The organism is Klebsiella sp. WOUb02 (genome assembly GCF_050058015.1).
GTDB lineage: Bacteria > Pseudomonadota > Gammaproteobacteria > Enterobacterales > Enterobacteriaceae > Klebsiella.
In genome coordinates this window covers 3,409,899-3,428,517 of record NZ_CP170110.1, presented here as the reverse complement: position 1 = coordinate 3,428,517, position 18,619 = coordinate 3,409,899, and the positions used below count along the sequence as shown (strand labels likewise).

Below are 18,619 nucleotides of genomic sequence, written 5' to 3'. Positions count from 1 at the left end.
CTCCTTAATCAAATTTCATTCGTGTAGCTTTCAGGTTAATGATCGCCAGCACGCCTACCAGCAGGAAGATCAGGGTGGCAATCGCTGCCGCCAGACCGAAGTCCTGACCGCCGCCGCCTTCGAAGGCGATACGGTAGGTGTAGCTCACCAGCAGGTCGGTGTAGCCCGCCGGCGTGGTGGTGCCGAGACGGTCCGGGCCGCCGTTGGTTAACAGCTGAATCAGCACGAAGTTGTTAAAGTTAAAGGCGAAGCTGGCGATCATCAGCGGCGTCAGCGGCTTGATCAGCAGCGGCAGCGTAATTTTAAAGAAGTTCTGGAAGGGACCGGCGCCGTCCATTGCCGATGCTTCGTACAGGTCGTCAGGAATCGCTTTCAGCAGGCCCATGCACAGAATCATCATGTACGGGTAGCCCAGCCAGGTGTTGACGATCACAATCATCGAACGCGCGGTGGTCGGGTCGCTAAACCAGGCCGGCTTAATGCCGAACAGCGCGCTGAGCATCATGTTGATCTCACCGAAGCTCTGGTTGAACAGCCCTTTGAAAATCAGAATCGAGATAAACGACGGTACGGCGTAGGGCAGAATTAGCAGGACGCGGTAAATTGCTTTCCCTTTCAGGGACTCCCACTGTACGAGGCAGGCGAGGACCATACCGACCGCCACGGTCAGGATCACGGTCAGGATCGAGAAGACCACCGTCCAGACGAAGATGGCAAAGAACGGTTTCTGGATACCTTCATCGGTAAAGACGCGGGTGAAGTTATCCCAGCCGATGCTCACGGTGTAGCCCGGGCTGAGCTTCTCGCCGCTCCAGCTGCCGTCGGCGTTGATTGACTGATAGAAGCCGACTTTATTATTCGGCCGGTATTTGACGCCGCTCTGGTTGTTGGTCAGCTCGCCGTCGGCCGCCAGGGTATACAGCGGCCGGGTGCCGGAGAACTGACGCAGTGAGCTCATGATGACCTTGCTGTCGTCAGGCAGCACGGCGGTCAGCTGGTTCAGCGCGGTACGATTCTGGGTAATCACGCGCAGGTTGGCACGCTCGCCTTCCGGCTGAGCATCGGCGTCTTTCAGGGCCAGCTTCTGCACGCCGCCGAGCTTAAACGCGTCGGAAACGTAGTTTTTGCCGCTGTCGCCATCGGTCAGCGCCAGCTTCCACTCATCTCCCGCCGGATACAGCGAGAAGTTATAGGCTTTGCCGGCCTGGAAGGAGCGGTCCATCAGAACCTGCTGCGCGCGCTCGAAGGTCAGCTGGTTGGTACTGCTGTAGTTGGTAAAGGCGATAGCGATGGTGCAGATCAGCGGGAACAGGACGAACAGCCCCATCCCGGCGAGACCCGGATAGACGTAGCGCCAGGCATAGGCCTTGCGGTTAGAAAAGATATACAGGCCAGCCGAGCTTAAAATCAGCGTCAGGATGGCAAACAGGTACTCCCCCTGGGCGTACATCAAAACAACAAGGTAACCCACCAGCAGGCACAGCAAGCCAATCACAGACCATGTCAGCTGCGGGCTTTGCCACCAGTGTTTCTTTTTAACGACATCCATGGGGATCATCCTCTACAACGTATTTTGTTCTCCCTCTCCCCTCAGGACAGCGGGTCGGTCCGGGGCCTGGCTGGCCTGGACTCCGACCCGCTCCCGAGAAGGGAGAGGGGACTAGCAGGGTTACTTAGTGATTCGAGCCTGTGCGTCTTTCAGCGCGGCATCGACGGTCTGACGACCGCTAGCTGCGTTGATAACCGCGGTGCGTACGGCATACCAGAAGGCGGACATCTGCGGTACGTTCGGCATGATTTCGCCTTTCTGGGCGTTCGCCATGGTGGCGGCGATACGCGGATCTTTTTCCAGTTTCTCCTGGAAGGATTTCAGCGCAACGGCGCCCAGCGGTTTATCCTTGTTCACTTCGTCCAGACCCTGATCGGTCAGCAGATAGTTTTCGAGGAACTCTTTCGCCAGCTCTTTGTTCGGGCTCGCGGCGTTGATACCGGCGCTCAGTACGCCGACGAACGGTTTAGACGCTTTGCCTTTGAAGGTTGGCAGCAGCGTCACGCCGTAGTTGATTTTGCTCTTATCGATATTCGCCCATGCCCACGGACCGTTGATGGTCATCGCGGTATCGCCCTTGTTGAACGCCGCTTCAGCGATGGAGTAATCGGTATCAGCATTCATGTGTTTGTTCTTGATCAGATCGACCAGGAAGGTCAGACCCGCTTTCGCGCCAGCGCTGGCCACGCCGACATCTTTGACATCATATTTGCCGTTTTCGAGCTTGAACGCATAGCCACCGTCGGCGGCGATCAGCGGCCAGGTGAAGTACGGTTCCTGCAGGTTGAACATCAGCGCGCTCTTGCCTTTCGCCTTCAGCGTTTTATCCAGTGCCGGGATCTCTTCCCAGGTTTTCGGCGGGTTCGGCACCAGGTCTTTGTTGTAAATCAGCGACAGCGCTTCAACCGCGATAGGGTAAGCGATCAGCTTGCCGTTATAGCGCACCGCGTCCCAGGTGAACGGATAGAGTTTGTCCTGGAAAGCCTTGTCCGGGGAGATTTCGGCCAGCAGGCCGGACTGCGCGTAGCCGCCGAAGCGGTCGTGCGCCCAGAAGATGATATCCGGGCCATCGCCGGTTGCCGCAACCTGCGGGAATTTCTCTTCCAGCTTATCCGGGTGTTCGATGGAGACCTTAATCCCGGTGTCTTTTTCAAATTTTTTGCCCACTTCAGCGAGGCCGTTATAGCCCTTGTCGCCGTTAATCCAGATGACCAGCTTACCCTCTTCAATTTTGGCGAGGGCAGAGGCGGAAAACATCATCGTGGTCAGTGCAGACAGCGCGAGGATACGGGCGCCGGTTTTGATTTTCATATACCAGTCCTTTTTGGTGACGTGCTTGTGGATACACTTAGGTGGCTTAACGGTGATGAGTTTCCTTTTTTAACAACCCCTTTCCATCCTCCCTATGTCTACGCCCCACCCCTGGTTTGTGTGATCTGGCTTGCAGAAACGCCGGTATTGGGGCGTGGAGCACATAAAAAGGCGGCTATTTTTGCAACCTGTGTCACGAAATTGGCTTTGGCGCGCCGTCCCCGGCAGCGAGACGCAATCTCTCATCCTCCCGTCTCCTCCCCCATAAAAAAGCCGGGGGTGGAGGATTCATCAGGTTAATGAATGCCGCATAGTCAGCCCATCTTGAATGTGTCTTTAAGTGACAAGTTGTAAGGAAGGGAGATGGCATGGCGAGCGTACAGCTGCGGAATATAACGAAAGCCTGGGGAGACGTGGTGGTATCGAAAGATATCAATCTCGACATCCAGGAAGGGGAGTTCGTGGTGTTTGTCGGGCCATCGGGCTGCGGCAAATCTACCCTGCTGCGTATGATCGCCGGGCTGGAAACCATCACCAGCGGTGATTTGTTTATCGGCGAAACGCGGATGAACGATATCCCACCCGCGGAACGCGGCATCGGCATGGTCTTCCAGTCTTACGCGCTCTACCCCCATCTCTCCGTTGCAGAAAATATGTCTTTCGGCCTGAAGCTGGCCGGCGCCAAAAAAGATGTGATCAACCAGCGCGTCACCCAGGTGGCTGAAGTGCTGCAGCTGGCGCACCTGCTTGAGCGTAAACCTAAGGCGCTTTCCGGCGGCCAGCGTCAGCGCGTGGCAATCGGTCGTACCCTGGTGGCGGAGCCTCGCGTATTCCTGCTGGATGAACCGCTTTCCAACCTCGATGCCGCGCTGCGCGTGCAGATGCGTATCGAAATCTCCCGCCTGCATAAGCGGCTGGGGCGCACGATGATTTACGTGACCCACGATCAGGTTGAAGCGATGACTTTGGCCGACAAGATTGTGGTGCTGGATGCGGGTCGCGTAGCGCAGGTAGGGAAACCGCTTGAGCTGTATCACTACCCGGCCGATCGCTTCGTTGCGGGCTTTATTGGCTCGCCGAAGATGAACTTCCTGCCGGTGAAAGTCACCGCAACCGCCATTGAGCAGGTTCAGGTGGAGCTGCCAAACCGCCAGCAGGTCTGGCTGCCGGTAGACAGCGCCCGCGTTCAGGTTGGGGCCAATATGTCCTTAGGCATCCGCCCGGAACATCTGCTGCCCAGCGATATCGCCGACGTGACCCTCGAAGGGGAAGTGCAGGTGGTTGAGCAGCTTGGTCACGAAACGCAAATTCATATCCAGATCCCCGCCATCCGTCAGAACCTGGTCTACCGCCAGAACGACGTGGTGTTGGTAAAAGAGGGAGCTACATTCGCCATCGGTTTGCCGCCGGAACGTTGCCATTTATTCCGTGAGGATGGCACGGCGTGTCGTCGGTTGCATAAAGAGCCAGGCGTATAAGGCTTCCCATTAAAAAAAACGCGAACCCCTTAGCGCTGCAGCAGCAGCAGGCAGCACGACGGGTGAAGTGTTCAAAGAAAAGCAATGATCTCAGGAGATAGAATGATGATTACTCTGCGCAAACTTCCACTGGCGGTCGCCGTCGCAGCAGGCGTTATGTCTGCTCAGGCGATGGCCGTCGATTTCCACGGCTATGCTCGTTCCGGTATCGGCTGGACCGGCAGCGGTGGCGAACAGCAGTGCTTCCAGGCAACCGGTGCTCAAAGTAAATACCGTCTTGGTAACGAATGTGAAACCTATGCGGAATTAAAACTGGGCCAGGAAGTTTGGAAAGAAGGTGATAAGAGCTTCTACTTCGATACTAACGTCGCGTACTCCGTATCGCAGCAGAATGACTGGGAATCAACCAGCCCGGCATTCCGTGAAGCCAACGTGCAGGGTAAAAACCTGATCGACTGGCTGCCAGGTTCCACCATCTGGGCCGGTAAGCGTTTCTACCAGCGTCATGACGTTCACATGATCGACTTCTACTACTGGGATATTTCAGGTCCTGGTGCTGGTATCGAAAACATCGATCTGGGCTTCGGTAAGCTGTCTCTGGCGGCAACCCGTTCTTCTGAGTCCGGCGGTTCTGCCACCTTCGCTGAACGCGATGCGCTGGGCAACCGTATTTATGACAACCTGGTGCCGAACGACGTCTTCGACGTGCGTTTAGCGCAGATGGAAATCAACCCAGGCGGCACCCTGGAGCTCGGCGTCGACTACGGTCACACCAACGTTCCGGATAACTACTACCTGCAGCCGGACGCGTCTAAAGACGGCTGGATGCTGACCGCTGAACACACCCAGAGCATGCTGAAGGGCTACAACAAGTTCGTACTGCAGTACGCCACCGACTCGATGACCTCCAACGGTAAAGGCGTTCCGCAGGGCGGCAGCATCAACAACGACGGCTCCCTGTGGCGCGTGCTTGACCACGGTGCGATCTCGCTGGGCGATAGCTGGGATCTGATGTACGTCGGTATGTACCAGGATATCAACCTGGACAACAACAACGGCACCAAATGGTGGACCGTCGGCGTACGTCCAATGTACAAATGGACGCCGATCATGAGCACCCTGCTGGAAGTTGGCTACGACAACGTCGAGTCACAGAGAACTGGCGACAACAACAACCAGTACAAAATCACCCTGGCACAGCAGTGGCAGGCTGGCGACAGCATCTGGTCCCGTCCGGCAATCCGCGTATTCGCAACCTACGCCAAGTGGGATGAGAAATGGGGCTACGCGAACGGCGATTCCGGTGCTGGCTACACCTCCGGCGTAGCGTATAACGACACCTCCGCGAAGACCTTCAGCCGTGGCGATAACGACGAGTGGACCTTCGGCGCCCAGATGGAAATCTGGTGGTAATCCAACCTGACCTGTCATGAGCAGAGGGGCGTAAGCCCCTCTCTATCTTAGGCCCTGCGAGCTATTGCCTGGCTACCGCTCGGCCATCGGAATTGAGGTGATAACAATGAAAATGAAGAAAAGTCTCGTTGCCCTCTGCCTGTCCGCCGGCCTGCTGGCCAGCGTACCCGCAGTCAGTTTTGCTGATGTGAATTTTGTGCCGCAGAACACCTCTGCCGCGCCGACGATCCCCACCTCCGCGCTACAGCAGTTAACCTGGACGCCGGTCGATCAATCGAAGACCCAGACCACCAGCTTAGCGACGGCAGGACAGTCGCTGAATATCGCCGGTATCACCGGGCCGGTGGCGGCTTACAGCGTCCCGGCGAATATCGGTGAGCTGACCATTACGCTGACCAGCGAAGTGAACAAACAGACCAGCGTTTTTGCGCCGAACGTGCTGATCCTCGACCAGAATATGACGCCATCTGCGTACTTCCCCAGCAGCTACTTTACCTACCTGGAGCCGGGCGTGATGAGTCCGGATCGCCTCGAAGGGGTGATGCGCCTGACGCCGGCGCTGGGTCAGCAAAAGATTTACGTCCTGGTCTTTACCACGCCGCAGGATCTGCAGCAGACCACCAAATTAATCGATCCGGCGAAGGCCTACGCCAAAGGTACCGGTAACGCGGTACCGGATATTCCGGACCCGATTGCCAGACATACCACCGAAGGTTCCCTGAGTCTGAAAGTGAAAACCTCTTCCGGCTCCAGCGTGCTGGTCGGCCCGCTGTTTGGCTCCTCCGGCCCGGGTCCGGTGACCGTTGGTAATACGGCCGCGCCGGTATACAGCGCGCCGGTCGCCGCTCCGGCCCCGGTCGCCGCGCCGGCGGCGAAGAGCGAGCCGATGCTGGACGATACGGAAACCTACTTTAACAACGGCATCAAGCAGGCGGTTGCGAAAGGAGATATCGATAAAGCCCTCAAATTGATGAACGAAGCCGAGCGCCTTGGCTCGAAATCTGCCCGTTCCACCTTTATCAGCAGTGTAAAAGGCAAGGGGTGATCGTTTCCCCACAATGCTGATGTTTAGGCACAGCCTTTAGGTGCGTCCGCCTGGACGCACCTTTTTTTCTCGCGCGCGGCTTCTGTTGCATGGCTGTTGCGCGGAAGATCGTATCTTGATGTTTGCCCGCCCCGATCGGCCTATTCTGCGATACAATGCCTACACGTTATGTATCGGAGAATCAGGCATGTCACATCCTGCGCTTACGCAACTGCGTGCGCTGCGCTATTTTGCCGCTATGCCCCCGCTCGAACCCTCGCTGCGCGACTGGCTGCTGCTGGAAGACTCAATGACCAAACGCTTTGAGCAACAAGGGAAAAAGGTTAGCGTTATGCTGGTCAACGAAGCGTTCGTCGGACGCGAGGCGCTGGTCGGTGAAGAGGCGCTGCTGCCGGATGAAGCGCGTTACTGGCTGCGGGAAATCATTCTCTGCGCCGATAATGACCCCTGGCTGGCCGGGCGCACTATCGTCCCGGAATCGACGCTGAGCGGTCCCGAACTGGCGCTGCAGCAGCTTGGGCAGACGCCGCTGGGCCGCTATTTGTTCACGTCTTCGACGTTAACCCGTGATTTTATTGAAATTGGGCGTTATGCAGAGCTCTGGGGGCGTCGTTCCCGCCTGCGGCTGAGCGGTAAACCGCTGCTGCTGACTGAACTGTTTCTGCCCGCATCGCCGCTGTATTAAGAGGAAGAGAAAATGGAGTGGAGTCTGACGCAGAATAAGCTGTTGGCGTTTCACCGCCTGATGCGTACTGACAAACCGATCGGCGCGCTGCTGCTGCTGTGGCCGACGCTGTGGGCGCTATGGGTGGCGACGCCGGGTATTCCGCCGCTGTGGATCCTGGCCGTCTTTGTCGCCGGGGTGTGGCTGATGCGCGCCGCCGGCTGCGTGGTCAACGACTACGCCGACCGCAAATTTGACGGTCACGTTAAACGTACCGCGCGTCGTCCGCTGCCGAGCGGGGAGGTGACGGAGAAAGAGGCCCGGGTGCTGTTTGTCGTGCTGGTGCTGCTCTCGTTCCTGCTGGTGCTGACCCTCAATACCATGACCATTCTGCTGTCGGTGGCGGCGCTGGCGCTGGCGTGGGTCTATCCATTCATGAAGCGCTACACCCACCTGCCGCAGGTGGTGCTGGGCGCGGCGTTTGGCTGGTCGATTCCGATGGCTTTCTCCGCGGTGAGCGAATCGCTGCCGCTGAGCTGCTGGCTGATGTTCCTCGCCAACATTCTGTGGGCGGTGGCCTACGATACCCAGTATGCGATGGTTGACCGGGACGATGACCTTAAAATCGGCATCAAATCGACGGCGATTTTGTTTGGCGAAAACGATCGCCTGATTATCGGCATGCTGCAGATCGCGGTGCTGGTCATGATGGCGGCGGTAGGGTGGCTGAACGGTCTGAGCTGGGAGTATTACTGGTCGCTGTTTATTGCCGCGGGGCTGTTTTTCTGGCAGCAGAAGCTGATTTTCCGTCGTGAACGCGACGACTGCTTTAAAGCGTTTTTAAACAATAACTACGTCGGGCTGGTGCTGTTCCTCGGTCTGGCGATGGGCTATATGGCCTAGTTTTCTCTGGCAGGATCCTGACTCCCCCCGGCTTACGTAGCGCAAGCCGGGGCAAGTCTCAGGCGCTACGCTTCATCCTGCGCGGCGCTTTCAATCGTCAGACGCACGTCCGATGTAATCAGGTTCGCCAGCATCTGGTAAACCTTCAGCGTCTCTTCCGGCTCGGCGTCGCCGGTATCGCTAATATAGCCTTCATCACGCAGCGTCAGCACCAGCGTACTGAATACCGCCTTATCGAAGAACTCCGGCGCGTTGATGCCGTGCAGCACCGACAGGCGCTGGGCCATCGTACGGCTCTCTTTCTCCAGTGAACTGCGGTTAATCGCCGGATTCGCGCTCAGCAGCCAGAAGGTGATGGCGTAGCGCTGGAGGGTTTCGCGCGCCCCGGCGGCCAGCAGCTGCAGCAGGCGGGAGTGCGACGGGTTGATGCTTATCTCGTCATCGCTCAGCGCCAGCAGGCCCTGACGCTGCATCTCCGCGGTCAGCGCATCGATAACGCTCGCCAGCTCTGCTTTTTCCCAGCGCAGGAACAGTTCGGCCTTCAGCAGCGGATAGAACATCTCGACGTGACGCAGCACCTCCGCGCGGGTGATTCGCCGATGCTGGGTGACAATCGCCGCCAGCAGAGAAGGCATCATCAGCATATGGGCGATGTTGTTGCGATAGTAGGTCATCAGCACCGCCTGCTCGCGCGGCAGGATGATGATGTCGCCGATGGTGTCCTTCTCGACCTCGAATTTATTCATCTTCAGCGCGTGGTCAATCAGCTCGCTGGCGGTAGCCGGCGGCGTGGTCGCATCCGGAGAGTAGGGCACGTTACGCAGCAGGTCGAGATAGCACTCCAGCTGCTGGGTCAGCTGTTCGCGGGTCAGCGAACGCTGGCGCGACGCCAGCAGAGCGGTACAGCACAGGTTCATGGCGTTCGCCGCGCCGGCGTTGTTGATGCGCACCATCAGATCGGAGGCGATGCTGTTTACCGTCGGCGTCAGCCACGACGGGCGGATGGCTTCGATAGGATCGATAGACTCGCGCCACTCCGGCACGTGCTGGTTGAGCCAGGTCATCAGCGGCAGCGGTTCGCCGAAGTTAACGTATCCCTGGCCGAGGTTACGCAGCTTGCTCAGGCCGCGCAGCATCTGCGGCAGGCTCTCTTTCTCTTTCGTCGCGCCGCGCAGCTCTTTGGCATAGGTCCCGACCTCCATCACGTGCTCGTAGCCGATGTAGATAGGAACCAGCGTAATTGGCCGGGAGCCGCCGCGCAGCATCGCCTGGATAGTCATCGATAGGGTGCCGGTTTTCGGATCCAGCAGGCGCCCGGTACGGGAGCGTCCGCCCTCGACGAAGTACTCCACCGAGTAGCCGCGGCTGAACAGCTCGCCAAGATATTCGCGGAACACCGTTGAGTAGAGCTTATTGCCCTTAAACGTCCGGCGAATAAAGAACGCGCCGCCGCGGCGGAAAATCGGCCCTGCCGGCCAGAAGTTGAGGTTGATGCCGGCGGCGATATGCGGCGGCACCAGCCCCTGGTGGTAAAGCACGTAGGAGAGCAGCAGGTAGTCCATATGGCTGCGGTGGCACGGAACGTAGACGATCTCGTGCCCTTCGTGCGCCAGCTGCCGCACGCGCTCGGCGTTGTGAACGTTAATGCCCTGATACAGGCGGTTCCAGGTAAAGCCCAGCACGCGGTCGGTCAGGCGAATCATCTCGTAGGAGAAGTTGGCGGCGATCTCTTCCATCAGCGCGATGGCGTTTTGCTGCGCCTTCTCGTGGGAAATTTTCTTGCTGCGGGCTTCGTCTTCCACCGCGCGGGCGATGGCTTTTGACGCCAGCAGCTTGTTGAACAGATCCTGACGCGCCGGCAGGCGCGGGCCGACGGCGGCCAGGCGCTGACGGGCGAAGTGCATACGCGCCACGCGGGCCAGCTTCTGGGCAATGGTTTTATCGGTGCCGTGCTCGGACGCCATTCGGCGCAGCGACACCGGCGGCGAGAAGCGCACGAAGCTGTCGCGGCCCAGCCACAGCACGGCGAAGAATTTCTGAATGCCGTTAAGCATGCGCAGCGGCGGATTGAGTTCGCCCTTTTCGCGCCCGGGCGCACGACCAAACATCACTGAAACCGGCACCATTTGCACGTCGAGGTCAGGGTGGTTGCGGTGCAGATCGAGGTAGTCGTGGAACAGCTTGATGGACTCTTCTTTCGGCGTGTAGTAGGTAAAGACGCGCGGGCCGCCGTGGATAAAGACGTAACGCGGCAGCAGGGTACCGTCGATTTCCAGCGGTTCGAGCGGATCGGCTAAATCGTGCTCCAGGCACTGCGCGCGCAGCGTCAGCAGGTCTGCCTTCGAGTTATAGGGCAGAACGTACATAATCGGACGCGAGGTATCCAGTCCCAGTTCCTGAGCAGGCTCTGCGGGAATAGACTTGCTTTTTACCAGCAGCCGTAATGGTAAATTCAGTAATTTATAGTAAATTCGTTGCCAGCCGGACATAAACGATGTGAAGCCTCTGGTTAATCATGCAAATGCGCGGCAAGAATAACAGAAAGTGCGCAAAATTTCCGTTGCCACGCGGCAAACGCGTACACTCATTGACGTCATTTACATAAAAAGGTTCTTTTGATGGCCAATAATACCACCGGGTTAACCCGAATCATTAAAGCGGCAGGGTATTCCTGGAAAGGTTTTCGTGCGGCATGGATAAATGAGGCCGCCTTTCGTCAGGAAGGTATCGCCACCGTTATTGCCATTGCGATCGCCTGCTGGTTGGATGTTGACGCCGTTACGCGCGTGCTGTTGATAGGCTCGGTCCTGTTAGTGATGATAGTCGAAATTCTTAATAGCGCGATTGAGGCGGTGGTGGACCGGATTGGCCCTGAGCACCATGAGCTTTCCGGACGGGCGAAGGATATGGGTTCCGCGGCGGTATTTCTGGCGATCGCCATCGCGCTGATCGTCTGGGTGACGCTGCTGTGGGCGCACTATCGCTAAGCTTCCGCAGCATCAGGCCGCCCGGTCGCCCTCCGTGCGGCTTTTTTTGCGCCGCGTGGAGCAGCAGCGCTTCGCCGCAACTCCCTTCGCGCTAACCGGCCGTAGCGGGCGGCAAAAGAAAAGAATCTCCTGATTTTTGTGTGAAATTTGATTCCAAAATCACCGTTAGCTGTATATACTCACAGCATAACTGTATATACACCCAGGGGGCGGGATGAAAGCGTTAACGACCAGGCAGCAAGAGGTGTTTGATCTCATCAGGGATCATATCAGCCAGACGGGCATGCCGCCGACGCGTGCGGAAATTGCTCAGCGCTTGGGGTTCCGTTCTCCAAACGCGGCGGAAGAGCACCTGAAAGCGCTGGCGCGTAAAGGCGCTATCGAGATCGTTTCCGGTGCCTCCCGCGGTATCCGTCTGCTGACTGAAGAAGAGCCCGGCCTGCCGCTGATTGGCCGCGTCGCCGCCGGCGAGCCGCTGCTGGCGCAGCAGCACATCGAAGGCCACTTCCAGGTCGATCCGGCCATGTTCAAGCCGAACGCCGACTTCCTGCTGCGCGTCAGCGGAATGTCGATGAAGGACATTGGTATTCTGGACGGCGATCTGCTGGCGGTACACAAAACGCAGGACGTGCGTAACGGGCAGGTTGTGGTCGCGCGTATCGACGAAGAAGTGACGGTAAAACGCCTGAAAAAGCAGGGTAACGTCGTCGAACTGCTGCCGGAAAACAGCGAGTTTTCACCGATCGTGGTGAACCTTCGCGAGCAAAACTTTACCATTGAAGGTCTGGCCGTCGGCGTCATTCGCAACGGCGAATGGCTATAAGCGTCCTCTCTTAACGCAGCATCGTCCGATGCATGATGCTGCGCTGTCTCTCCTCGCTCAGGCTCTTCCCCATGCTTTTTAATGCTGCTGATAAGGCCCTGTGGCGCCTGGCGCTACCGATGATTTTCTCCAATATCACCGTCCCGCTGCTGGGGCTGGTGGATACGGCGGTTATCGGCCATCTTGATAGCCCGGTTTACCTCGGCGGCGTGGCGGTCGGGGCTACGGCGACCAGCTTTCTGTTCATGCTGCTGCTCTTTCTGCGCATGAGCACCACCGGCCTGACGGCGCAGGCGTTCGGCGCAAAGGATCCCGTTCGCCTGGCGCGCGCGCTGGTGCAGCCGCTTGGGCTGGCGCTGGCCGCCGGTCTGCTGATCGTTCTGTTTCGTATGCCGCTCATTAACCTGGCGCTGCATATCGTCGGCGGTAGCGAAGCGGTGCTGGAGCAGGCCCGGCGTTTCCTCGAAATTCGCTGGCTGAGCGCCCCGGCTTCGCTCGCGAACCTGGTGCTGCTGGGCTGGCTGCTGGGCGTCCAGTATGCCCGCGCGCCGGTGATCCTGCTGATTGTCGGCAACCTGCTGAATATCGTCCTCGACCTGTGGCTGGTGATGGGCCTGCACATGAACGTGCAGGGCGCGGCGCTGGCGACGGTGAGCGCCGAATACGCCACCTTTATCATTGGCCTGCTGATGGCGAAACGCGTACTGACGCTGCGCGGCGTGTCGTTCGCTATGCTCAAGGGCGCCTGGCGCGGCGATATCCGGCGGCTGCTGGCCCTGAATCGCGACATCATGCTGCGCTCCCTGCTGCTGCAGCTCTGCTTTGGCGCGGTGACCGTGTTTGGCGCGCGTCTGGGGGGCGATATCGTGGCGGTGAACGCCATCCTGATGACCATGCTGACCTTCACCGCCTATGCGTTAGACGGCTTTGCCTACGCCGTGGAGGCCCACTCCGGGCAGGCCTACGGCGCGCGCGATGGCAGCAGGCTGCTGGAGGTGTGGCGTGCGGCCTGCCGACAGTCTGGCACGGTCGCGCTGGCTTTTGCGCTGATCTACAGCGTGGCGGGAGAGCAGATTATCGCTCTGCTGACCTCGATACCCTCGCTCCAGCAGCTCGCCGACCGCTATCTGTTCTGGCAGATGATTCTGCCGACGATCGGCGTCTGGTGCTATCTGCTGGACGGGATGTTTATCGGCGCGACGCGCGGCAGAGAAATGCGTAACAGCATGGCGGTGGCCGCTGCGGGCTTTGCCTTAACCCTGCTGACTTTGCCGGTACTCGGTAACCACGGCCTGTGGCTGGCGCTGACGGTATTCCTGGCGCTGCGGGGCCTGTCGCTGGCGCTGATCTGGCGACGGCACTGGCGGCGCGGAACCTGGTTTTCATAACGCATTCTGTCGTTAATATGGTTAAAGATTCCGAATAATAAAATTAACCCAGCATTCTCATCTATAGTTAATCCTATGTCCGGCACACAGCGGGCTGTTAACTCACCGAACGATGAGGACTGAATTATGAATAAAGACGAAATCGGCGGTAACTGGAAACAGTTAAAAGGTAAAGCGAAAGAGCAGTGGGGCAAGCTTACCGACGATGATATGACCGTCATCGAGGGCAAGCGCGACCAGCTGGTCGGTCGAATCCAGGAGCGTTACGGCTACGCGAAAGATCGGGCGGAGAAAGAGGTGTCCGACTGGGAAACCAAAAATGACTACCGCTGGTAGCGAGCAGATTTAGAGCGTTAACCCTTTGTTATTGCCTGCCCGAATGTGACAAGGATGTGCGAAAACCCCTGATTCCCGCTGCGGCTAACGCCTCAGCGGGCTTTCTTTTTCATCTGAATCGTGTGGTCGTGATGGCAGCGATCCGGCGCGTTACAGGCCTCTACCTCGACGCAGCTCGCGCACAGGCCGTGCGCTTCAATCACGTTATGGCGCAGGGCGAAGCCCATTTTTGCCGCCAGCGTATGCATGATGTCCTCCACGCCTTCCGCGCACTCTTCTTTCACCACCCCGCAGCGATCGCAGATAAACATCGCTGAGCTGTGGGTTGGCTGATCGAACAGATGGCACAGCACGTAGCTGTTGGTCGATTCCACCTTGTGCACGAAACCCTGCTCCAGCAGAAACTCCAGCGCGCGATAGACCGTTGGCGGCTTGGCCTGCGGCTCTTTACCGCGCAGGAGATCGAGCAAATCGTAGGCGCTGATTGCCCCCTGCTGCAGGCTCATCAGGCGCAACACTTCCAGGCGCTGCGGAGTCAGGCGCACGCCCCGCTGCGCGCAGAGCTTTTCAGCATGCGCTAACATGTCTTGCGAAGTGGACTTATCCATGAGCATCCTCTGGTTGCGTAACGATGAAGTTGTTACTTTATCACGATCCAGGCAAAACGCCGAGAACCCACGGTTTGTGCTATACCTGATGCATCTCATTTTCGGGAGAAAACGATGAAACGACCTGATTGCATTCGACATTGGCGCGAGCTGGAGGGGCCGGATGACGCCACCTACCCCGACAGCGGCGAGCTCTTTTCCATCGGCGCGCCGCTGGCCCGCGGTCTAAGGCTAAACCGGCTGGGGATCCATCATGAGCGCCTGCCGCCGGGACGGCGCACCTCTTATCCGCATGCGGAAAGCGATGAAGAAGAGTTCATCTACGTGCTGGAGGGGTATCCGGAGGTGTGGATAAACGGCTATCTGTGGAAGCTGGAGCCGGGGGATTGCGTCGGTTTTCCCGCCGGTACCGGGGTATGCCATACCTTCCTGAATAACACCGAGGAGGAGGCGTGCCTGCTGGTGGTAGGCGAAGCGAACAAAAAATTTAACCGGATCTACTATCCGCTTAACCCCGGCTACGCCGCGACGCGTCAGGATCGCTGGGTCGACCATCCGCCGCAGTTCTTCGGCCCTCACGACGGTAAGCCGCGCAGGAAATAGCCTTTTTTCCACCTCGGATACGGCCATTGGCGCTATGCGCCTGTGGTTTATCTTTGTGCTATAGTAGCGCCCCTTTTTACCCGGATGCCTATTTATTCGCCATGATGCCAGAATCAACGCCAACCGCTTTTGCTGCCCACCGTTTTTCCATCGCCCCGATGCTCGATGGGAGTTATACATCTTAATAAACAGATGGTTGTGTTATCACGGTGTACTATTGGTGTACCAAAACGATAAACTATCTGCAATTCTTTAACTCATCTTTAGCGGCTTTTCGGCGCATATCAATGAATTCCGCGAGATCGGCAACATGAACCATTCGCGGGGATTTCTGGCTGTCACCCACACGGAAAGTGGGTATCGGTAACTCACCACAGCCCGCTTTTTTATCCGCCGTTGCCGGCCGCATACCAAGATATCGCTCTGCAATAACCGACAGTGGTATCGTGGATGTCTCAAATTCAGCCATCAGCAAAAACATAGTATTCATACCCACCTCACACCACTTTCAGGCCACGACAGTGGCACCAGCGCTCAAACATCCGCTTAACCACTTCCCGGCGCCGTTCCGGTATTTCGTCGCCGCAGCAACAGCAGTGAGTAGCTGAAACTGCGTTATGGTTGATGCGACATTTCGCAATGGCGGCTTAACGTTGACGAGGCTGGCGCCAGAAAATTTGATGCTGTGATTGTTGGAACAACACTCAAGGCGATCGAGCTGGGTGCTAAGATCGAACTGGCCGCTGCGTCGGTCGTTGCGTTCACCGCCAAAATCGCCAGTAGCCTCGATAACCTGTACTGGGCTTCCCAGCGCACCGGTGCAACGGTGCAAGGTATCAAACAGATAGGGTATGCCGTCAGCCAGATGGGCGGCAGCGTGGACGCCGCCCGCGGCTCACTGGAAAACCTGTCACGGTTCGTACGTAACAACCCTGGCGCCGAGGGGTTCCTGAATCGCCTGGGCGTTCAGACCCGCGATGCTAAGGGCAACATGCGGGATATGGCGACGATCTTCACCGGCGTCGGCCAGCGTCTTAGCAGCATGCCGTACTATCGTGCTAACCAGTACGCGCAGATGCTGGGTATTGATGAAAATACCCTGATGGCAATGCGTCGCGGTATCGGCCAGTTCAGCGCCGAATATACCGCAATGGCAAAGGCGATTGGCTATAACGCCGATGTGGCCGCCGTCAGCTCAAATAAGTTCATGACCTCGCTTCGCTCCTTCGGTCTTATGGCAGGCATGGCGCGGGATAAAATCGGCTCTAATCTGGCTAACGGACTGGCAGGCTCCATTGACACCCTGCGCCGTCAGATTCTGGATAACTTCCCGAAAATCGAAGGGGCGATCACCGCGACGGTTAAGGGCATCCTCTGGATGGGGGAAGCAGTAGGTCGGATTGTATACCGGCTTATTCAGGCTGCCATTGACGTCAAGAATTGGTGGAAAGGTCTGAATGACGATACCAAGGCCCTCATTGAAACACTTGGTGGGCTTGTGGTGGTCTGGCGATTGCTCAACTCGGCGATGATGGCGTCTCCCATTACCTGGGTGCTGGCATTGGCTGGCGCAATCCTGTTGCTGTACGACGATTACAAGACATGGAAAGAAGGCGGCAAAAGCCTTATCGACTGGAAGGCATGGGAACCGGCAATAACTTTGGCCCTTAGCGCCATTGACAAGCTATGGTCAGGCATTAAGCGCCTCAAGGACGAGCTGATAAGGCTCTTCGGTATCGACCCCAAAACCTGGTCGATTAAGTTCGAATTCGATAGCCTGAAAAAGCAATTTGATGAGCTTAGCAAGATGCTGGATATCATCGGCAAACTTCTCAATGCTATTGACGAAGGCCGATGGTCAGACGCAGCAGCTTATGCCAGGCAGCTTTTAAAGCAAGGCGGCAATAGTGCGCCACCAGATGCGGTGACAGACAGTGCTAACGGCGCGGCTAACTGGATTCAGAATAAAACCGGGTTTGACCCGCGTAGTATTGGGCAGGCTGTTACTGGCTGGTTTGGCGGTGAAGCTACTCAATACGGGCAGTCTGTTAAACGACCTCAGGCCACTAAAGCAGGCGCTCAACTGTTGGGCTGGATGGCTCCGATGATGGGCAAGCTGGAGGCGTTGTATAACCTACCGGCGGGCCTGCTCCGCAGCGTCGCCCTGACAGAATCCGGCGGTAATCAGTTTGCCGTGTCTGGCGCAGGCGCCAAAGGGATGTTCCAGTTTATGCCGGGTACCGCCCGCGATATGGGGCTACGCGGTAATGACGTGTTTGACCCGATGAAGTCGGCGGAAGCGGCGGCGCGGTATCTCTCGATGCTCCTGCAGAGGAACGGCGGCGATCTTGGCAGGGCTCTGGCCTCATATAACTGGGGGATCGGTAACGTGCAGAAGTACGGCATGGCGCTGATGCCGCAGGAGACCAGAAACTACATACCCCGGGTGATGAGCAATATGCCGGGTGGTGGCGCGACGCTGAACCAGAATACGGTCATCAATATCTCTGGTGTCAGCGACCCAAGGGAGGCCGGTAAAATCGTTGCTGACAATCAGGCGAATGTTAATGCACGCTCAACCCAGCAACTGGCGAGGGGGCCGAGCTGATGGATATTCTATCTACGCTGTTCCAGCAGCAGAGCCGGCGCATTGGACTGATGATCCCCGACGTAGTTGTTACTGAACGGCATAGCGATGCGCTGGAAATAACCGAACACCCGGTGGAGAGGGCAACCAACGCCGGGACTGGCTTTATCTCCGACCATGCCTATCGCCGACCCTCTGAAGTGGTAATGGAGATCGGTTTCGCTGGTGGTGGTTCACTGCTTGATTTCTACGACACCCGAAACATTGGACTGTCAACGCCGCTCAACAGCATGGGCCCGAAAGAGGTTTATGCCGAGCTGCTTAAAATGCAGCAGGAAAGACAGCTCATCGACGTAACCACAGGCAAGCGGCAGTATACCAATATGGTGATCCGGACTCTGGATGTGACCACCGATCGCGCCAGTGAAAATGTCCTGATGGCAACGGTTACGCTGAGGGAGGTTATCACCACCCAAACGCAGACGGTCAGCGTGGCCGCAAAGGAAAATATGAAAGAGGGCGCGAACACCTCAGCGGTGCAAAATTCAGGCGTTAAAACTCCAACGCCTAAAGATGAGTCATTGCTAAGCCGGGGCGTAAGCTTCTTTTCTGGAGGGTAAATGACCGTATCAGAAATACCGCTGTCACCTGACAACCAGAAATTTGCGATTACCCTGGCGGGGCAGAACTTTCAGATGTCGATTACCTGGCGTGCTGCGTTCTGGTGTCTCGATATCATGGACAGCAGCGGCGCCGACCTGATCAAGGGTATTCCCCTGATTACCGGCGCTGATCTGCTGGCCCAATATCATTACATGAGCCTCGGGTTTTCGCTCTATGTTGTCTGTGATGACCCGGCGAACGACAACCCAACGGCAGCAGACCTCGGCACTAAGAGCCACCTTTACGTAGTAACGGAGTGAT

General features: G+C 57.5%; 18 protein-coding genes and 1 pseudogene. 13 read left to right on the top strand and 6 right to left on the bottom strand.

What is annotated here, in order from left to right; all coding sequences use genetic code 11:
• Positions 1-4 precede the first annotated feature (4 nt).
• Positions 5-1,549 (bottom strand): maltose ABC transporter permease MalF, encoded by a 1,545-nt coding sequence (gene malF, locus ABOC21_RS23605; RefSeq protein ID WP_426813483.1) that lies wholly within the window; start codon positions 1,547-1,549, stop codon positions 5-7.
• Between the two features lie 120 nt (positions 1,550-1,669).
• A complete protein-coding gene (malE, locus tag ABOC21_RS23600) occupies positions 1,670-2,860 on the bottom strand; it encodes a maltose/maltodextrin ABC transporter substrate-binding protein MalE (protein WP_426813482.1) in 1,191 nt (396 codons plus the stop codon).
• Positions 2,861-3,228: 368 nt separating this feature from the next.
• On the opposite strand from malE, the gene malK reads away from it, so the two are divergent.
• From malK to ubiA, 5 genes are all read left to right on the top strand, one after another.
• Positions 3,229-4,338, top strand: a complete 1,110-nt coding sequence (gene malK / locus ABOC21_RS23595) for a maltose/maltodextrin ABC transporter ATP-binding protein MalK (RefSeq protein ID WP_426813481.1) — start codon at positions 3,229-3,231, stop codon at positions 4,336-4,338.
• 102 nt (positions 4,339-4,440) lie between these two features.
• Positions 4,441-5,751, top strand: a complete 1,311-nt coding sequence (locus ABOC21_RS23590; protein ID WP_426813480.1) for a maltoporin — start codon at positions 4,441-4,443, stop codon at positions 5,749-5,751.
• A 106-nt stretch (positions 5,752-5,857) separates the two neighbouring features.
• Positions 5,858-6,796 carry a maltose operon protein MalM gene (gene malM, locus ABOC21_RS23585; protein WP_426813479.1) on the top strand — a complete coding sequence of 313 codons (939 nt, stop codon included), beginning with the start codon at positions 5,858-5,860 and terminating at the stop codon, positions 6,794-6,796.
• A gap of 187 nt (positions 6,797-6,983) precedes the next feature.
• The gene (gene ubiC / locus ABOC21_RS23580; RefSeq protein WP_426813478.1) at positions 6,984-7,481 is read left to right on the top strand and encodes a chorismate lyase; all 498 of its coding nucleotides are present in this window, start codon (positions 6,984-6,986) and stop codon (positions 7,479-7,481) included.
• A 12-nt stretch (positions 7,482-7,493) separates the two neighbouring features.
• On the top strand, positions 7,494-8,363 hold the full coding sequence (gene ubiA / locus ABOC21_RS23575) for a 4-hydroxybenzoate octaprenyltransferase (protein WP_426813477.1): 870 nt from the start codon (positions 7,494-7,496) through the stop codon (positions 8,361-8,363).
• A 65-nt stretch (positions 8,364-8,428) separates the two neighbouring features.
• On the opposite strand, the gene plsB is transcribed toward ubiA, so the two are convergent.
• A complete protein-coding gene (plsB, locus tag ABOC21_RS23570) occupies positions 8,429-10,852 on the bottom strand; it encodes a glycerol-3-phosphate 1-O-acyltransferase PlsB (protein ID WP_426813476.1) in 2,424 nt (807 codons plus the stop codon).
• A 129-nt stretch (positions 10,853-10,981) separates the two neighbouring features.
• Here plsB and ABOC21_RS23565 point away from each other — a divergent pair, with 129 nt between their 5' ends.
• From ABOC21_RS23565 to ABOC21_RS23550, 4 genes are all read left to right on the top strand, one after another.
• Entirely contained in the window at positions 10,982-11,350 is a 369-nt protein-coding gene (locus ABOC21_RS23565) for a diacylglycerol kinase (RefSeq protein WP_426813475.1), read from the top strand.
• Positions 11,351-11,564: 214 nt separating this feature from the next.
• The gene (gene lexA, locus ABOC21_RS23560; protein WP_426813474.1) at positions 11,565-12,173 is read left to right on the top strand and encodes a transcriptional repressor LexA; all 609 of its coding nucleotides are present in this window, start codon (positions 11,565-11,567) and stop codon (positions 12,171-12,173) included.
• A 71-nt stretch (positions 12,174-12,244) separates the two neighbouring features.
• Positions 12,245-13,561, top strand: a complete 1,317-nt coding sequence (gene dinF / locus ABOC21_RS23555) for an MATE family efflux transporter DinF (protein WP_426813473.1) — start codon at positions 12,245-12,247, stop codon at positions 13,559-13,561.
• 126 nt (positions 13,562-13,687) lie between these two features.
• Positions 13,688-13,897 carry a CsbD family protein gene (locus ABOC21_RS23550; RefSeq protein ID WP_426813472.1) on the top strand — a complete coding sequence of 70 codons (210 nt, stop codon included), beginning with the start codon at positions 13,688-13,690 and terminating at the stop codon, positions 13,895-13,897.
• A 92-nt stretch (positions 13,898-13,989) separates the two neighbouring features.
• Here the strand turns inward: ABOC21_RS23550 and zur are convergent, their stop codons facing one another.
• Positions 13,990-14,505: a zinc uptake transcriptional repressor Zur gene (gene zur, locus ABOC21_RS23545; RefSeq protein ID WP_426813471.1), complete on the bottom strand. Its 516-nt coding sequence runs from the start codon at positions 14,503-14,505 to the stop codon at positions 13,990-13,992.
• Between the two features lie 114 nt (positions 14,506-14,619).
• On the opposite strand from zur, the gene ABOC21_RS23540 reads away from it, so the two are divergent.
• Positions 14,620-15,108, top strand: a complete 489-nt coding sequence (locus ABOC21_RS23540; protein ID WP_426813470.1) for a cupin domain-containing protein — start codon at positions 14,620-14,622, stop codon at positions 15,106-15,108.
• 238 nt (positions 15,109-15,346) lie between these two features.
• Here the strand turns inward: ABOC21_RS23540 and ABOC21_RS23535 are convergent, their stop codons facing one another.
• Positions 15,347-15,598, bottom strand: a complete 252-nt coding sequence (locus tag ABOC21_RS23535) for a pyocin activator PrtN family protein (RefSeq protein ID WP_426813469.1) — start codon at positions 15,596-15,598, stop codon at positions 15,347-15,349.
• Between the two features lie 58 nt (positions 15,599-15,656).
• A pseudogene (locus ABOC21_RS23530) lies at positions 15,657-15,749 on the bottom strand (TraR/DksA family transcriptional regulator); the annotation flags it as partial.
• On the opposite strand from ABOC21_RS23530, the gene ABOC21_RS23525 reads away from it, so the two are divergent.
• Genes ABOC21_RS23525 through ABOC21_RS23515 form a run of 3 tightly spaced genes read left to right on the top strand, consistent with a single transcriptional unit; the run spans position 15,740 to position 18,618 of the window.
• Complete coding sequence (locus ABOC21_RS23525) at positions 15,740-17,716, top strand: transglycosylase SLT domain-containing protein (RefSeq protein WP_426815570.1); 1,977 nt, start codon at positions 15,740-15,742, stop codon at positions 17,714-17,716. The pseudogene ABOC21_RS23530 and the gene ABOC21_RS23525 overlap by 10 nt on opposite strands.
• Positions 17,716-18,315 carry a phage baseplate protein gene (locus ABOC21_RS23520; RefSeq protein WP_426813468.1) on the top strand — a complete coding sequence of 200 codons (600 nt, stop codon included), beginning with the start codon at positions 17,716-17,718 and terminating at the stop codon, positions 18,313-18,315. The genes ABOC21_RS23525 and ABOC21_RS23520 overlap by 1 nt, the downstream gene beginning before the upstream one ends.
• Positions 18,316-18,618, top strand: a complete 303-nt coding sequence (locus ABOC21_RS23515; RefSeq protein WP_426813467.1) for a phage baseplate plug family protein — start codon at positions 18,316-18,318, stop codon at positions 18,616-18,618.
• Position 18,619: the final 1 nt, after the last annotated feature.

What these genes read in the sequence shown, in the direction of transcription:
- plsB (WP_426813476.1), bottom strand. Translation starts at nt 10,852, where the DNA reads ATGTCCGGCTGGCAACGAATTTACTATAAATTACTGAATTTACCATTA.
- malE (WP_426813482.1), bottom strand. Translation starts at nt 2,860, where the DNA reads ATGAAAATCAAAACCGGCGCCCGTATCCTCGCGCTGTCTGCACTGACC.
- dinF (WP_426813473.1), top strand. Translation starts at nt 12,245, where the DNA reads ATGCTTTTTAATGCTGCTGATAAGGCCCTGTGGCGCCTGGCGCTACCG.
- malM (WP_426813479.1), top strand. Translation starts at nt 5,858, where the DNA reads ATGAAAATGAAGAAAAGTCTCGTTGCCCTCTGCCTGTCCGCCGGCCTG.
- ABOC21_RS23565 (WP_426813475.1), top strand. Translation starts at nt 10,982, where the DNA reads ATGGCCAATAATACCACCGGGTTAACCCGAATCATTAAAGCGGCAGGG.
- malK (WP_426813481.1), top strand. Translation starts at nt 3,229, where the DNA reads ATGGCGAGCGTACAGCTGCGGAATATAACGAAAGCCTGGGGAGACGTG.
- ABOC21_RS23590 (WP_426813480.1), top strand. Translation starts at nt 4,441, where the DNA reads ATGATGATTACTCTGCGCAAACTTCCACTGGCGGTCGCCGTCGCAGCA.
- lexA (WP_426813474.1), top strand. Translation starts at nt 11,565, where the DNA reads ATGAAAGCGTTAACGACCAGGCAGCAAGAGGTGTTTGATCTCATCAGG.
- malF (WP_426813483.1), bottom strand. Translation starts at nt 1,549, where the DNA reads ATGGATGTCGTTAAAAAGAAACACTGGTGGCAAAGCCCGCAGCTGACA.
- ABOC21_RS23550 (WP_426813472.1), top strand. Translation starts at nt 13,688, where the DNA reads ATGAATAAAGACGAAATCGGCGGTAACTGGAAACAGTTAAAAGGTAAA.
- ubiC (WP_426813478.1), top strand. Translation starts at nt 6,984, where the DNA reads ATGTCACATCCTGCGCTTACGCAACTGCGTGCGCTGCGCTATTTTGCC.
- ABOC21_RS23515 (WP_426813467.1), top strand. Translation starts at nt 18,316, where the DNA reads ATGACCGTATCAGAAATACCGCTGTCACCTGACAACCAGAAATTTGCG.
- ABOC21_RS23520 (WP_426813468.1), top strand. Translation starts at nt 17,716, where the DNA reads ATGGATATTCTATCTACGCTGTTCCAGCAGCAGAGCCGGCGCATTGGA.
- ABOC21_RS23540 (WP_426813470.1), top strand. Translation starts at nt 14,620, where the DNA reads ATGAAACGACCTGATTGCATTCGACATTGGCGCGAGCTGGAGGGGCCG.
- zur (WP_426813471.1), bottom strand. Translation starts at nt 14,505, where the DNA reads ATGGATAAGTCCACTTCGCAAGACATGTTAGCGCATGCTGAAAAGCTC.
- ubiA (WP_426813477.1), top strand. Translation starts at nt 7,494, where the DNA reads ATGGAGTGGAGTCTGACGCAGAATAAGCTGTTGGCGTTTCACCGCCTG.
- ABOC21_RS23535 (WP_426813469.1), bottom strand. Translation starts at nt 15,598, where the DNA reads ATGAATACTATGTTTTTGCTGATGGCTGAATTTGAGACATCCACGATA.